The organism is Paenibacillus farraposensis, from assembly GCF_020736845.1.
GTDB lineage: Bacteria > Bacillota > Bacilli > Paenibacillales > Paenibacillaceae > Paenibacillus > Paenibacillus farraposensis.
The window spans coordinates 509,437-525,549 of record NZ_JAFFQR010000112.1; the positions used below are offsets into that span (position 1 = coordinate 509,437).

The 16,113-nt window shown below is 46.3% G+C and carries 11 protein-coding genes and 1 tRNA gene; 1 reads left to right on the plus strand and 11 read right to left on the minus strand.

Annotated features, from left to right (window positions below):
* Nucleotides 1-90: 90 nt before the first annotated feature.
* A complete protein-coding gene (gene pheT, locus JO375_RS20950; protein ID WP_229526277.1) occupies nt 91-2,538 on the minus strand; it encodes a phenylalanine--tRNA ligase subunit beta in 2,448 nt (815 codons plus the stop codon).
* A 28-nt stretch (nt 2,539-2,566) separates the two neighbouring features.
* Nucleotides 2,567-3,598, minus strand: a complete 1,032-nt coding sequence (gene pheS / locus JO375_RS20955) for a phenylalanine--tRNA ligase subunit alpha (protein ID WP_322098766.1) — start codon at nt 3,596-3,598, stop codon at nt 2,567-2,569.
* A 105-nt stretch (nt 3,599-3,703) separates the two neighbouring features.
* On the opposite strand from pheS, the gene JO375_RS20960 reads away from it, so the two are divergent.
* Complete coding sequence (locus tag JO375_RS20960; protein ID WP_229526278.1) at nt 3,704-3,844, plus strand: hypothetical protein; 141 nt, start codon at nt 3,704-3,706, stop codon at nt 3,842-3,844.
* 183 nt (nt 3,845-4,027) lie between these two features.
* Here JO375_RS20960 and abc-f read toward each other — a convergent pair whose 3' ends face one another.
* The 9 genes from abc-f to JO375_RS21005 form a co-directional block, all read right to left on the minus strand.
* Nucleotides 4,028-5,893 (minus strand): ribosomal protection-like ABC-F family protein, encoded by a 1,866-nt coding sequence (abc-f, locus tag JO375_RS20965; RefSeq protein ID WP_229526279.1) that lies wholly within the window; start codon nt 5,891-5,893, stop codon nt 4,028-4,030.
* A gap of 364 nt (nt 5,894-6,257) precedes the next feature.
* Complete coding sequence (locus tag JO375_RS20970) at nt 6,258-7,295, minus strand: polysaccharide lyase family 1 protein (RefSeq protein ID WP_229526280.1); 1,038 nt, start codon at nt 7,293-7,295, stop codon at nt 6,258-6,260.
* Nucleotides 7,296-7,566: 271 nt separating this feature from the next.
* A tRNA-Gly gene (locus JO375_RS20975) sits at nt 7,567-7,637 on the minus strand.
* 107 nt (nt 7,638-7,744) lie between these two features.
* The gene (locus JO375_RS20980) at nt 7,745-9,886 is read right to left on the minus strand and encodes a bifunctional diguanylate cyclase/phosphodiesterase (RefSeq protein ID WP_322098767.1); all 2,142 of its coding nucleotides are present in this window, start codon (nt 9,884-9,886) and stop codon (nt 7,745-7,747) included.
* 337 nt (nt 9,887-10,223) lie between these two features.
* On the minus strand, nt 10,224-11,327 hold the full coding sequence (locus tag JO375_RS20985; RefSeq protein WP_229526282.1) for an ATP-binding protein: 1,104 nt from the start codon (nt 11,325-11,327) through the stop codon (nt 10,224-10,226).
* A gap of 337 nt (nt 11,328-11,664) precedes the next feature.
* A complete protein-coding gene (locus JO375_RS20990) occupies nt 11,665-12,081 on the minus strand; it encodes a hypothetical protein (RefSeq protein ID WP_229526283.1) in 417 nt (138 codons plus the stop codon).
* A gap of 259 nt (nt 12,082-12,340) precedes the next feature.
* A complete protein-coding gene (locus JO375_RS20995) occupies nt 12,341-12,880 on the minus strand; it encodes a peroxiredoxin (RefSeq protein ID WP_229526284.1) in 540 nt (179 codons plus the stop codon).
* A 343-nt stretch (nt 12,881-13,223) separates the two neighbouring features.
* Complete coding sequence (leuB, locus tag JO375_RS21000; protein ID WP_229526285.1) at nt 13,224-14,300, minus strand: 3-isopropylmalate dehydrogenase; 1,077 nt, start codon at nt 14,298-14,300, stop codon at nt 13,224-13,226.
* Nucleotides 14,301-14,506: 206 nt separating this feature from the next.
* Nucleotides 14,507-16,048 carry a 2-isopropylmalate synthase gene (locus tag JO375_RS21005; RefSeq protein WP_229526286.1) on the minus strand — a complete coding sequence of 514 codons (1,542 nt, stop codon included), beginning with the start codon at nt 16,046-16,048 and terminating at the stop codon, nt 14,507-14,509.
* Nucleotides 16,049-16,113 lie beyond the last annotated feature (65 nt).

Here is a 16,113-nt window from a genome sequence, read left to right on the forward strand (position 1 = left end):
TATCAGAGTAGAGAGCTTCCATGATGATAGGCCAAAAAGCCGTATCGAACCTCTGTCACTAAGATTCGATACGGCTTCCTGCATTTCCTGCTACTTTCTCAATTCCGCTCCAAAAGTTTGCTCCAGAGACGTAACGACAGGAGAGTGCGCCGCACTAATCTCTTCATCCGTTAGCGTGTGCTCCCGGTGACGGTAGGTCAGGGAAATCGCCACGCTCTTCTTGTCTTCACCAAGCTTGCTGCCTGTAAATACGTCAAACACCCGTGCATCCTGCAGCAGTTCTCCACCTGCAGCATGAATAACACGAAGCAGCTCGCCTGCCTCAACGTCTTTATCAACCACAAGAGCAATATCGCGTTCCACGGACGGGAAGCGAGCCAGCTCTCTGAACTGGATATGACTATCGGCATGTTCAATGACTTGCTGCAAAGCAATTTCAGCTACATACGTATCGTTCAGCCCATAAGACTGCTGCAGCTCCGGATGGATTTGCCCAATGGTACCGATCCGTTGGGAGTTTCCATTCACATCCAGCCAGATTGAAGCAGAACGTCCCGGATGATAGCTTTGCGGCTGGTCAGCTACATAACGAATGCTTGCACTCAAGCCGAAATAGTCAAACACCGTTTCAAGCGCCCCTTTTATATCAAAGAAATCGACCTTCTCAGCACCGATGTTCCATTGTTTTTCACGGCGTACCCCAGTCAACAGCAAGCTGAGCACCTGAATCTCCTGCGGCTGGCGGGTCAAGGTTTGTTCCTCTGTATAAAATACAGTCCCTATTTCGAAGATCGCCAGATTTTCCTGCTTCCGGTTCATGTTGTACACCGCTGTATCCAGCATCTGCGGGATCACACTTGTACGCAGAACACTGCGGTCTTCGCTCATAGGCATCGACAAACGAACCGGATGGCTGCCTTCTGTCAGCGCATTAAACAAGCCTGTACTTTGCGGGTGTACAAATGAATAACTGATCGTCTCTTGCCAGCCGCCATGAGCCAGCAATTGGCGCAGCGAACGGCGCAATGATTGCGATACCGTCAAAGCCCCCGGTGTTGTCGGCCCTTCAATCGGCGTAGTCGGAATGTTGTCGTAGCCATACAGACGAGCCACCTCTTCGATCAGATCCACATCAATAGTAATATCGCCGCGGCGTGTAGGCACTTCAACTTCAATCACACCTTGCTCCGCATCGCCGCAAGCAAAATGAAGTCTGCTGAAAATCGCTTTGACTTCAAGCAGAGACAGTTCTGTCCCCAAATATCGGTTTATTTTGTCTAACGACAGCTTGATCACGCGATTTTTAGCTTTTGCAGAAGCAGCTTCTACAATGCCTTGGTGCACAGTGCCCCCGGCATAACGTTGAATCAACGCAGCCGCATGATTCAAAGCAGGTATAACCGCACCTGGATCAACCTCTTTTTCAAAACGCAGGCTCGCTTCGGAACGAAGCCCAAGCTGACGGGAGGTTTTGCGAACCGTACCGCCGTCAAACTTTGCAGATTCCAGCGCAATGCTGACTGTCGCATCGGTTACCTCCGAATTGGCCCCGCCCATCACACCTGCCAGTGCAATCGGCTTCACGCCGTCTGTAATCAGCAGCATGTGCGGGTCCAGCTTACGCTCCTGATCATCCAGCGTAATTAAGGTTTCGCCTGCATGTGCAAGCCGGACTTCAATGTTGCCATTTTCCAGCTTATCCGCGTCAAAGGCATGCAACGGCTGGCCGTATTCCAGCATGACATAATTCGTAATATCTACGATGTTGTTGATCGGACGAACCCCTGCCGCCATCAGACGGTTTTGCATCCACAACGGGGAAGCGCCCACTTTTATACCTGTGATATATCGGGCCGCGTAGTGTGTGCACAGCTCAGGGGTATCCACCTTTACAGACAAATGCTCTGCCGCCGCATCGCTGATTTCGACCAGTTCTTTGGCCGGATCAGCCAACGTAATGTCACGTCCCAGGATCGCGCTCACTTCATAAGCCGCTCCACGCATGCTCAGGCAGTCCGAACGGTTGGGGGTCAGATCAAAATCCAGCACCTGATCATCCAGCCCCAGCAGCTTCGTAATCGGCGTACCAATTTCAGCATCCTTCGGCAGCACCAGAATCCCTTCCTGCAATTCCTTTGGCAGCAGCTTGTCATTCATGCCCAGCTCCTTCGCCGAGCAGATCATGCCCATGGATACAACACCACGCAGCTTGGCCTTTTTAATATGAAAATCTCCCGGCAGTTTTGCGCCCACCACGGCAACAGGCACCTTTTGCCCTGCATCCACGTTTTTGGCGCCGCACACGATTTGCAGATCTTCTCCCTGACCCACATCCACAACACACACATTCAGCTTATCCGCATCCGGATGCTTTTCCTTGCTTTTAACATAGCCTACAACAACGCCCGTAATCCCTTGGTTGCGATGTTCGACTCCATCAATTTCAATGCCCGAACGGGTAATTTTTTCTGCCAGCTCCTCCGCGCTTACCTGATCCAGCGATACATAGTCGGACAGCCACTCGAATGATACTTTCATATGGGTTCACTTCCCTTGATATAGTTGTTTATTGACGCGCAAACTGTTTCAGGAACGACAGGTCGCTGGTATAAAAATGGCGAATATCGTCAATGCCATATTTCAGAATGGCGATCCGTTCTACACCCATACCGAATGCAAAACCACTGTATACCTCGGGATCAAAGCCGCCCATTTCCAGTACCTTCGGATGCACCATACCACAGCCTAAAATTTCAATCCACACGCGTTCACCATTTTTCTTTACAAAAGTAACGTCTACCTCAGCACTCGGCTCAGTAAACGGAAAGAAGCTTGGACGCAGACGAATTTCGGTCGATTCCCCGAACATTTCGCGTGCAAATTGCAAGAGAGTTCCTTTCAAGTCACTCATGCGAATGTCTTTTCCAATCACAAGCCCTTCAATTTGGTGGAATTGGAAAGAATGTGTTGCATCGTCATCATCACGACGGAAAACCGCACCTGGACAAATGACCTTAATAGGTGTTTCACCCTTCATTGCCTCCATCGCACGAATCTGCACCGGTGACGTATGAGTACGCATCAATAAATCATCGGTCAAATAAAATGAATCCTGCATATCGCGTGCCGGATGGTTTTTAGGCAGATTCAATGCTTCGAAGTTGTAATAATCCGTCTCTGCCTGCGGACCCTCTGCAACTCGATAACCCATACCTGTAAAAATATCTTCGATCTGCTCAATCACTTTGTTGAGGGGATGAAGTCCACCTTGCGGCAAGGCGCGTCCAGGCAGGGTAACGTCGATTTTTTCTGCCTGCAGACGCTCATTCGTTTCCGCCTTTGTGAACTCATCCTGCTTGCGGTTGACCACTTCTTCAATGGCCTCGCGCACTTCATTGGCTACCTGTCCGACAATCGGGCGTTCTTCCGCACTCAGCTTGCCCATACCGCGCAAAATCTCGGTCAACGCCCCCTTTTTACCCGAATATTTAACCCGCAGCTCAGCCAGTTCCTTGGCCGTTGCCACCTTCTCCAATACTTCCAGTGCTTCTTCCTTCAAGGCTAGCAAATGTTCCTTCATTTGGATGGTTTCGCTCATCGCCTGTTCAGTCCCCTTTCTTCATTTCCAGCTTTTCAGACAACAAAAAAAGGTCCTTTCTCCCGGTAAGGGACGAAAAGACCGTGGTACCACCCTCGTTAAACAATGAAGCCCAGCTCACCTGTTGTTCTGCCTGCCAGCCATACAGGTGCTTATTACGCTACGCATCATCATCTCGCTCTGCACGTTGTAACGGTCGTGAACCGGTATCCTCTACTTGCCCATTCGTCACCACTTGACGCCTGAGATTCAAGGAACTGCTCCGGAGCGAACTTCAACAGCCCAATACTTGTAGAAACGCTCTCAATCCTACGGCGCTTCCTCCCTGTTCAATCGGCCACTGCCTACTCTTCTCCATCAAGACATTTTTAAAATTTCGAACTATTGTTCATTATTATATGCAAACTGCCGCCCTTTGGCAAGCCGAGCCTATGTTTCACTCCTATTGATGCTAGAAAAATCCAACCTATTCAGCCTGGCACGAATACGTCTGATTTCTCTCAGATGGTCATCATGTTCATCCAACATCCCGGTCATGCCCATCAGCTCTGTCAGACGCAGCTCTAATCGCATACGCTCCTCGCGCTGCTCCTGATCTTCCGGCTCCTGCTGACGGCTTCGCTCATCCTCCTGCTTTTCGTCGGCTGTTCCCTCATAGATTTCGAATCCGCCTCCAGGCTTCATATCGAGCAGCCGGGTTGCCGTACACCGTATCAGCTCCCGGTCATGTGAGACCAGTACCATGGCCCCGTCATAGCTGCGCAAAGAATTCTCTACAATTTCACGGGTTTCAATATCAAAGTAATTCGTCGGCTCATCAAGCACCAGTAGATTGGCTCCACTAAAGTACAAGCGTAGAAAAGCTGCTCTGCATTTCTCTCCCATACTAAGCGTCCCGATCCTTTTGAATACATCCTCTTTGGCAAACAGAAAGCAGCCCAGCACTGTTCTCGCTTCCGTTTGTGTCATCGTCGGGAGGGAAAGCAGGCTGTCCAGTAATGTCTGATCCTCCGGAAGCTGCTCCAGCTCCTGTGAAAAATATCCGATGTTCAGCTGTGGATTGGCTGTGATGCTCCCGGTCTGTATCTTCAGCTGACCCGTCAATAACCGAAGCAGCGTAGTCTTGCCGATTCCGTTCGGCCCCCGAACAGCAAGGCGGTCACCACGCGCAATGTTCAGATTAAGCTCCTTCACAATAACACGGTCGCCGTAACTAAAGCCAACCTGCTCGGCACGCAGCAAATATTTAGCCTGAAATCCGCTATCGCTTAATTTCATATGCAAAGACGCAGCTTCACGCGGCTTTTCCACCCGATTGGCCTCTAGCCGCTCCAGTTCCCTCTCCTTTGCATGATAACGGGAAATATTTTTATTAGCCCTGGCCTTATAAAAGCTCTGCGTCACAGCCATCTCAACCTTGGAGGCTGCACGATGCGCTCGATTAAACCATTCATTGTAATTTCGAATCGTCTCTTCCAACGCCTTTCTTGCCAGCTCCTGCTTCCGGTATTGGGTTTCCTGCTCGCGCAATTCCCGCTCCTTTTGCGCTTTATACTCCTGATAGCCGCCTTTATAGCGCTCAATGCCTGTGAATGTCAGCTCAACGATGCTGGTAGCCACCTTATCCAAAAAGGCTCTGTCATGCGATACAAACAGCAGCGTTCCATGATACGTAGACAGCCACTGCTCCAGCCACAGCAAGCTTTCGGCATCCAGATGGTTGGTCGGCTCATCCAGCACCAATAGCTTCGGCTGACTGACCATCAGCCCGGCCAACCGCACTCTCGTCTTCTGCCCGCCACTCAGGTCACCATAGGCAATGGACCACGTCTCCGCAGGCATTCCCATTCGGGTTAGTGCCTTTTCGACCTCTGACTCCCAGGCAAAGCCCTGCAGACGTTCATATTCATTCATGAGCGCGCCGTAACGCTCGAGATGACGATCCGTATCCTTCCCGGCACCGGCCAGGTCCGCTTCAAGCTGCCTCAATGCTTGCTTGAGCCCCCAATGCTGAGGGCTAGCCTGCTGTGCTGCCTCCAGTGCGGTTCGAGATCCATTCACCGTATTCTGCTGTTTTAGCCAGCCCCGCTCTTCCGGTGGCAATTCATGCTCGACCTTACCAGAGGTTGGAGCTTCATCACCCAGTAATATTCGTAATAGCGTCGTTTTGCCCGCTCCATTTCTTCCAAACAGCGCGAGCCGTTCTCCCTCCGCCACATCCAGCGACACATGCTCGAACAAAGAAATTCCGTTCCATTCCTTTACAACATCACGAACACGTAAAATGGTCTTCATACCATCATCATCCTTTCCAGTCCGGCCTTTTCGACCGGAAGCAATAAAAAAAGCCGCAGAAGGCTGCGACTTGCATACGAGGAAATAGAATGACTGCTATGAATTGTTTCAAAATACGCTTATGCAAAAATAAAACCATGAACGAAATAAACGACTCCCGTCCTGGAATAAACGTATACGTCCCAATCTCATTTCAGACACACTTCTCCCCGTTGCAGCTTGCAGCCGCCTGCCAGTAACTGTGCAGTTGAATGGGAAAATTAGTGTGCTTACTTCATCGGACGTATGGTTACCTTCCTTTTCATGGGATACTTGCATGCAGTCAGTATAGCAGATCCAATCGCATTTGCAAATAAAACCGGGGTTATTTTCCAAATACCAAGGTTGTATTAGACGAACCGGCATATTTGGTTACAAACTCTTTGGTATACTCAGGAGTTCGAACCTGGTAGCTGTAGTTCTTGCTTGGATTCCAGCTGGTTACACGCGATTTTTGGTTTTTGATGGCGGGATAACTCCCCACATCTTTAAACTCGCCATTGGCTTTATCATCAAGAATACCACCCTTTTCACTACCTTTGCCAAAGTAGTTGTACTCGGAATAAATTCTTGCATTCGTAGCGATGGTGTAAGCCAGTTGGAAGTTATTAATATAGTTATTTTTAACATGGAAATATCCATATCTCATAAGCCCTGGGCCACGGACAAGCAAGTTTTCAAAATAATTATTGGCAATTGTCATATGAGGCATGCCATCATAATTTTTATTGCCATCATCAGGGTAACCCAGAATGAGACCATATTTATGATTAGCAAACTTCGAATTACTAATGGTTACATAATCAGCCGATTGTCCTATATACAAAAGTTTGTCCAAATCTGAACCATTCGGATTATAATTGTGACCCGCAAAAGTAACATGATCAATCCAATAATTAGTACCCGCAGTAAGATTTAGCTGGATGTCATCGTTGCCGTTAATGTTGGCACTGTGCTCAAAGGTTAAATTTTGAAAGATTACATTTCCTGAGTTAGCTGTTGTTTTGAAATGAATATTGACCAGCTTGTTTTGCGCGTAAGAACCAATAAGCGATTTGTTGGAACCCATGTTGATGACGGTTTTGGAGGAAGCAGAAATATGTTTTTCAATCACCAAAATTTTTGGAGTGGAATCCCCTAACTGATTTTTCAAATCGTTTAGATTGTTGATATAAATAACCTGCCCGTTTTTGCCGCCGGTCGTACTAGGCTTGGAAGCCCCATTTTCATTAGCCTGTCCGGCAAAGCCAGTCAATCCGTTCGTCGATGTATTCGGAAAGTCAGCCTCCGCAAACGAAGATCTTGCCGGAAAGCCGAAGAGCACAAACGTTAAGGCTAAAAAAAGAAAAGAAATTCTCCTCATTACAGTTACACCATCCTTTTTTTGTATTATATTCCATCAACCTGACTATACTCAATTTTCAGGGAATGGTAAATAGTTCTTTTATCTGTTTATTTATAGGATATAAGCGAAAAATTTGGATTTACATTTTGTATAATAGTGTAAAATATGGTTCAGAAGAACGTAAAAAACCAGGATACCCAATGGGCCCCCGGCTAAAGTATGTTCATCTAATTATGAGAAAAACAAAAACCCCTGTTAATACAAGGGTTTTTAACGCCTTAAAACAGAAAGCGGGTGATGGGAATCGAACCCACGCTATCAGCTTGGAAGGCTGAAGTTCTACCATTGAACTACACCCGCATTTTTAAAACATCTCTATTCTTTTGTAGACACGCTCAGACTAATGTCATACAACTGAATCGGGATGTTATCTATTATAACTTACCTGTCTGTAAATTGCAAGTAAACTACATACTATCCTGAGCCAGCCAATTCATAGGCTCGCGCAAAAATAATTTTTCAAAGGCTTCGGCCGGAATGGGACGGCTAAAATAATACCCCTGCCCTTCATGACATTCCTGGGCCTGCAAAAAGTGAAGCTGCTCCTCGTTTTCCACGCCTTCTGCCGTAACCTTCAGCTTCAAATGGTGAGCCATGGAGGCAATGGTAGATACAATGGCCGCATTTTTGCTATCGACCAGTACCTCATTTACAAAGGAACGGTCAATTTTAAGACGATCTATCGGAAGGTTTTTCAAGTAATGCAGCGAGCTGTAGCCTGTACCAAAATCATCGATACTGATTGCAACCCCGATAGCCTTTATATTTCTCAACTGTTCAAAAGCCAGATCCTTGTCAAAGGTCATACTCTCGGTGATCTCCAGTTCCAGATAGCGCGGTTCCAATTCTGTACAGGTCAAAATACCTTGAATAACATCTACCAGTTTTTTTTGCTGAAATTGGCGCATGGATAAATTGACCGATATCGGGATCGGTTGGTATCCGGCCTCCTGCCAGCGTTTATTTTGCAGACACGCCTCCCGTAACACCCACTCCCCCAACGGTACGATCAAGCCGCTTTCTTCAGCTACAGAGATAAACTCTCCCGGCATCACCATCCCGCGATGGGGATGATTCCAACGCACCATCGCTTCCAAGCTGGTCAGCTCGCCGCTTTGCAGGTGAATACGAGGTTGATACACCAACGAAAATTCTTCATTTTCGAGCGCCCGTCTTAGATCATTTTCCAACTGGAGTCTTTCGTGCGCCCGCATTTGCATCACACTGACATACCGCTGAAAGTTTACTCCTTGCTCCTTGGCACTGTGAACAGCAGTATCTGCATGATGAATGAGCTGGTCGCTCTGACTCGCATCGAGCGGATACACAGCAATACCTACGCTCGCCATCACATGATAAGATTCTCCGTTAATATCAAAAGGCTGGTCGAACAGTTTCACCAAATCATCAATACGAGTTCCCATCGCATCGCTATTTTCGTACCCTGTTAAAAGAAATGCAAACTCATCTCCGCCCATGCTAAAGACCTCTTCTCCCTCATGGCTAAAATGCCCTAAACGTTCACCAACCGCATACAGCAAGTAATTCCCTGCCGTATGTCCAAGCGAATCATTAATCGTTTTGAAGCGGTCAATATTCAGCACTAAAAGCGCTACACTCTCATCAGGCTTCAGTGAATTACGCAACAATTTGTCCAGGCGTTGGGAGAGCCGACGACGGTTTGGAAGTCCTGTTATATCATCCGTATAGGCAATGTAATTAAACTCAGATTCTGCTGCCTGCTTTTCATGATAGGGAATCAGAACCATAAGCCGGACCAAACCGTTTAACAGATCATAATATCCCGCCGCATTAATCAAAAGTCCTATCAGATGATTGACATCGCTCAGTTGCCCGGAACACATATAAAACAGCTGGCTTACAACACAAAGCCCCGTTCCACGGCTAATAAGCAGCATGCCATATTCCGCAAGGAGGAGTTCGCGATGTTTCCATACACCGTACACAAAACTAGACACGAACAGAAACATGACCGCCAGATTCAATATCAATCCCAGGCTACCCGATTCATATCCCATACGAAGATCTGGCAGCTCTGCACCATAGACCTTAATAACTCCCAGAATCAGTAGAGCGAAGCCTATACCCACCCACAAAGCAACAGTCTTGTATCCGAATTTTGTTTTTCTGAAGGGAAGAAAGCAAATAAGTAAAAGCATCACCGCAGTAAAGGCGCGGTTTACAAACAAAAGCCATAACGAAACATCCGGAGACAAAGCATAGTCCGTCAGGCTTGCGAAACTAACCGAAACGACATGAATAAGGTAAAGCAGGCCTGATACCAGAAATGTTGGAGCAATAAAAAATCTCTGCCAGGACAACTCCTCTAACAGAACAGACCAGGACTGATAAAAAATAGAAAAACAAATTGAGGCACAGGCAAATCCTACAATTGGATAGAACAAGAAAAAAACATTATGAGAGTATAATTTATTCAAAGTTACATGAAATAATTGAGCCAAAGCAAACAGGACTAACGCAAAAATACCAATACCTATTGTTTTCTTTACTTCCAACCGCATATTCATTCAGCCCCCTGTATATCGGAGTTTCCGCTCATCTAAGACGTTTGACAGCTTTGGAAGCCGTTGTATAAGTCTATAGTATCAAAAAAAATGTTGTATTCTGGTATATAATAGCATTTTATCTGTGAAAGGTGAATCATTTTTTTAGCCTTATATTCACGAATTGTTTTTCGCATTTACGCAAAAAAAAAAAAAAAGAGCTTCCAGCATCAAAAAAGCACACAATCTTTTCAGATCATGCGCTCCAGTCGACCTTCTTCAAAAAAATGATACCTAACTTTACCGCTGTGCAATGTAAAAGAAATTGTAACAGCAGTCCTTTTGCGAAAAAGCATACATACTAAACGACAGGAAGCGTGATTATAAATTGCGTCCCCCTTCCATGCTTACTGTCTACATGGATAAAGCCTCCATGATTTTTAATGATTCGATAGCTCACAGCCAACCCCAAACCAGTTCCGCTTTCTTTGGTTGTAAAAAAGGGATCGAATAAACGTGACAATGTATTGTGATCCATGCCCAATCCGTTATCCTCAATGCAAATGTGGACATAGGAGCCCTCAAGCACGGTATGGATATCGATGCATCCCTCTCGTTCCCTACTAATACTTTCGATGGCATCCAACGAATTTTTTATCATATTTAGCATAACCTGTTTAATCTGTTTTACATCAATAGAAACCCTCATAAGCTTGTCATTTTCATTCAGTGCAATCTGGCAACCCTTCATCAACGCCTCGCTTTCTGTCAGCATCACAACCTCTTTCAGCAATCCCATCACAGATACAGCCGTTTTTTGCGGGGCCGAAGGCTTGGATGAATTCAAAAACTCATAAATAATGTCGTTCGCACGATCGATTTCTGTTAAAATAATCCGGGCATACTCATCCCTGCCCAATTCCATCAAATGCGGCCGCAGCAATTGAATAAAACCCCGAATTGCAGTTAGCGGATTACGGATTTCATGAGCTATGGACGCAGAGATGCGTCCCAGCATCGCCAGCTTGTCATTTTGGTATGCCGTTTGCTCAATCTGCTTGTAATCCGATACATCTTTGACGCTGAACAAAAAATCGCCATCCATCTGATCCCCGTAGGTCACTGTCATCAACCAATGCCGACCATACTCATCAATCAACTCGTGATAGCGTTTTCTATGAAAGATAGTTTCTTTATAAATCCTCAAGATTTTCTTCTTCTTAAATCGACTTAACTCAGGAAGATGCAATATTTGCATCAGGTTGCGACCCGCCAGCGAACTACGCGATAATTCCAGCAATTTTGCCATTTGCACGTTAATAAAGGTCAGTACCCCGTCACTGTCAAACAGCATGATACCACTATCCAGGTTCTCCAGCACATTTTCATACTTGTTATTGGCGATCTGTGTGGGAGGGCAAGCTCCCACGGTATCAAGCAAGGCTTCTTGGAATTCACTGATCATGCCAGGCTTCCCCCTTGTTTCGGAATGATAAACTGGCCGTATCGGACGCATAACATTATTGAAGAAGAGAAAGATATCTATCGACTACCCTTCACTGGTGTAGAAAACAGATTCACAGAATTCCGACCATCTCTTTCCAATTCGAGTCTTATTTTATCATAGACAAGACCAAGGACTCGAGTCAATCGGAAAAAGTGTCGAATCCACATTTTTATCCTGTTTTCTTTCGTCATAATATCTGCGCAACATTGCCAAAACGAAAGAATAAGTTAGGAATAAGCGCCCTACACACCAAAGAAGCTCTCCATTCTAGAGAGCTTCTTTGGTGTATAGGAGGTCAACTGCCGCTCTTATTATGTTGAAGCCGGGATCGTCTTTGGCTCATCACAGCCAGTCTTCGCTTAAGCTCCGCTTGCCATTTTTCATCGTTCATCTGCTTGGCTACCATTAACAAATCAAGGGACATATCAATTTGGCGCTTCACAATTTCAAATGCATCTTCACTCTCACGATTTACACAGTTTTCAAATATCGTATCATCATCTTCCATGACATAATCCTGAAAATCAATTTCGGTTGCCCCGTCTCCATGTGCATATTCAGCCAAAATTTCATATTCATTTTCGACTTTATAATGAACTTCAATGCGACGACATACCGGGCAAAACAGCAAAGGAACATTATGAACTTGGGTACGGTAATGCTTCAGCGTTCCCTTGGTTCCAACCATGCTTGCTCCACAGCAATAACTCATCCGGGCTCAGCCTCCTCTGAACAAAACCTGTTCTGCCTTGTTATCTTCTACACTACCTTATTCGCTTTCGTCTGCCAAAATTCCTCTAGAACATAACAACATTTCCATAATTATTTGTTACTCAATATATGCTACTTCATGCACACAGGCTCGCCCTAATATCTTCCAGCATAGCGCAGGCAAGTAAGCCCCCAATATCGGACAGAAATACCGTTTGTTGGGGGCTTGGTTGTTCAGTATTCAATTGGTGGATCTTATATTACAGATTTTTGTCGCCTGGCTTCCAGTTCATTGGGCACAAGCCACCGGATTGCAGAGCTTGCAGTACACGCAATGTTTCATCAACACTGCGGCCTACATCGTTGTGGTTAACCACTTGATATTTCAATTCGCCTTCTGGATCAATGATGAACAAACCGCGCAATGCAACGCCTTCTTCTTCGATCAGAACGCCATAGTCGCTCGCTGTCTTTTTGGTAATGTCAGAAGCCAACGGGAAGTTCAGCTTGCCCAGACCGTTGTTTTCTTTAGCTGTATTAATCCATGCTTTGTGACTGTGCACAGAGTCTACACTGATACCCAGAATTTCAGTATCCAGCTCTTTGAATTGGTCAGCAGCATCGCTCAATGCCGTAATTTCCGTTGGGCACACAAAAGTGAAATCCAGTGGATAGAAGAAAAATACGAGCCATTTGCCGCGGTAATCGGAAAGCTTCACCGAACCGAATTCCTGACCGTCTCCACTCACTGTTTCCAATGCAAAATCAGGTGCGGGTCTTCCTACCAATCTTTCTGCCATAATATGAAATCCTCCTTTAAATATGTAAGAAAAACACCGGTTGTGTTTTCCTCAATCATCTGTATTGGATGAAACAACTTACTTGATAAATGTTATCATTCGCAGATATCAAAGTCAATATTGTAACCATTACTTTATTATAATTATTTTAAACTAGATGAAAAATTCACAATTTATACACATTTTAAACATATCACATCCTATGATTCACAAGCAGCCCCCCTGATTACTCAGGAGCTGCCGTTCAAACTTGGTTTAAATAAAAAGCCTTCGATATGATTCACTCTATTAACATACTATATAATAGGAAGCTTTTTTTTCAGTACAGGCTAATTCTCAGCTTTTAGCGTATTGCTGCTGCGATCAAATTGCCCATTTGAGCTGTCGAAATGGCTTGGGATTTATCCACCGCAATATCGGCTGTGCGATGTCCTGCGTCCAGCACCTCAGCTACTGCTTTCTCAATAGCATCAGCTGCCTTCTCGTATCCAAAGGTGAGGCGGAACATCAAAGCAACGGACAAAATCGTTGCAATAGGATTCGCCAATCCCTCGCCTGCAATGTCAGGCGCCGAGCCGTGCACCGGCTCGTACAGACCAAAACTGCCTTCCCCAAGTGATGCCGAGGACAACATGCCGATCGACCCGGTCAGCATAGCCGCTTCATCACTTAGAATATCACCAAACATATTTTCCGTTACAATGACGTCAAAGCTGGATGGCCGACGCAGCAATTGCATCGCACAATTATCTACCAGTACATGCTCCAGCTCTACATCCGGATAATCTACAGCGACCCGGTTCACGACCTCCCGCCATAAACGGGAAGTTTCCAGTACGTTAGCTTTATCTACTGAGGCGAGCTTTTTGCGGCGTTTTTGTGCAATCTCAAAGGATTGGCGAACAATCCGCTCTACTTCTGTCACATTATATGCACAAGTATCCACTGCTTCCTCACCTTGAGCACTTTCACGTCTGAATTTTTCGCCGAAGTAGATGCCACCCGTCAGTTCACGCACAACGATCAGGTTAGTTCCTTCCAATACCTCCGGCTTTAACGTAGAGGCATCCTTCAGGCAGTCGAACACGACAGCGGGACGAAGATTCGAAAACAGGCCAAGCTCTTTGCGAATACCCAGCAGGCCTGTTTCAGGACGAAGCTCCTTAGGATTGTTGTCCCATTGAGGCCCACCTACCGCCCCCAGCAATACGGCATCTGCAGATTGACATACAGCCAGTGTCTCTTCTGGCAATGGTGTTCCCTTTTTATCAATGGCGATTCCGCCAAACAGCGCATGCTCCGTTTCAAACGAAAAGCCAAACACTTCTTCCGTACGCTTCAAAATTTTCTCCGCCTCGGCAACCACTTCCGGTCCGATTCCGTCACCAGCTATTACTGCAATCTTTTTTACGTCTGCCATCACGTACACTCCCTTTGTTATCCAGCCATACGGGCGTATTTTTCATAATTTCTTTGTAACATATCTGACTGGGCTTTGACTAAGATATAGAATCTATCAAGTCGATAGGCTTAGCCTATAAGCTGGATTTTTCATGTGAAAAAGCAAAAAACAGGACCGGGAACACCCGATCCTGTAAAATATCAATCCCTTTAAACGATATCCATTTAGGAATTGTAATCTACGCGGTTACTATAGTTCTTACGTTTGTCGATCAAACCGTTCAGTGCATCCACATAAGCCCGGGCGCTTGCTTCCAGAATGTCAGTGCTTACGCCGCGTCCTTGCACAGACAGTCCGTTTTGCGTCAGCACCACATGCACTTCACCCAAAGCGTCCTTACCGTGGGTAACCGACTTGATGGAATAATCCGACAGTGCGACGCTCTCGCCGCTGGCTTGATCAATCGCGTTGTAGATCGCATCGACAGAACCGTTCCCTTCAGCCTCCGTCTCAATAACACGGCCTTCATCATTTACCAAACTTACTTTGGCAGAAGGTGTAGTCTTATTGCCATAGGTCACGAACATCGTCTTCAGCGTGAAGACCTCAGGTGTATCTGCCAGCTTTTCTTCTACTAATGCCAGGATGTCATCATCCGATACTTCCTTCTTCTTGTCAGCCAAATCCTTGAACTGTCCGAAAGCACGGTTCAGCTCCTCCTCGCTTAATTCGTAGCCCAGTTCGATCAAACGCTCGCGGAAGGCATGGCGTCCGGAATGCTTGCCCAGAACCAGCTTGCTTTCCTTCAGACCAATACTTTCCGGTGTCATGATTTCGTAGGTCGTTTTTTCCTTCAGCATGCCATCCTGATGGATACCTGATTCATGTGCAAAAGCATTCGCACCAACAATCGCCTTGTTCCCCGGTACCACCATACCTGTCAAACGGCTAACCAGACGGCTCGTACGTGCAATTTCAGACAACCGCAGAGATGTTTTAGCCTGGAAAAATTCCTGTCTCGTCTCCAGCGCCATTGCAATTTCCTCAATAGCTGTATTACCGGCGCGTTCGCCAATCCCATTAATGGTTCCCTCAATCTGATCTGCTCCATTCAGGATTGCAGACAGTGTATTTGCGGTAGCCATGCCCAAGTCATTGTGGCAATGCGCACTCAACTGAATTTTTTCCACATCAATCACATTTTCCTTGATATGTTTAAAAATATTGCCGTACTCATAAGGCGTCAAGTAGCCCACTGTATCTGGAATATTGACGACAGATGCACCTTCCTGTACAGCCATCGTGACCATTTCAACGACAAAATCAAGCTCTGTACGACCTGCATCTTCCAAAGAAAATTCCACTTTGGGCAAATATTTTAACCCATAACGAATGGCGGAACGGGCGGTCTCCAATACCTGTGCCTTCTCCATCCGCAGCTTATGCTGACGGTGAATCGGAGAGGTTGCCAAAAAGATATGGATACACGGGTCTTGTGCTCCCTTGAGCGCCTCGCGAACTGCATCAATATCCTGCTCTCTTGCACGTGAAAGCCCAATGACTGTTGAATTTTTGACAGCTCTGGCGACCGCATTAACAGCAGCCAAGTCTCCTGGTGAAGCAGCCGGGAATCCGGCTTCCATACGGTCGATGCCCAGCTTTTCCAGCTGATGGGCAATCTCTACTTTCTCACGGGTATTCAAGTTCACGCCTGGTGACTGTTCTCCATCTCTCAACGTTGTGTCAAATATATATATTTTACGCAACGTAACACACCTCCCTCAGGTTAAGACCTTTAAATTACAATGCGGCTCACGCAATAAGCAGGGCC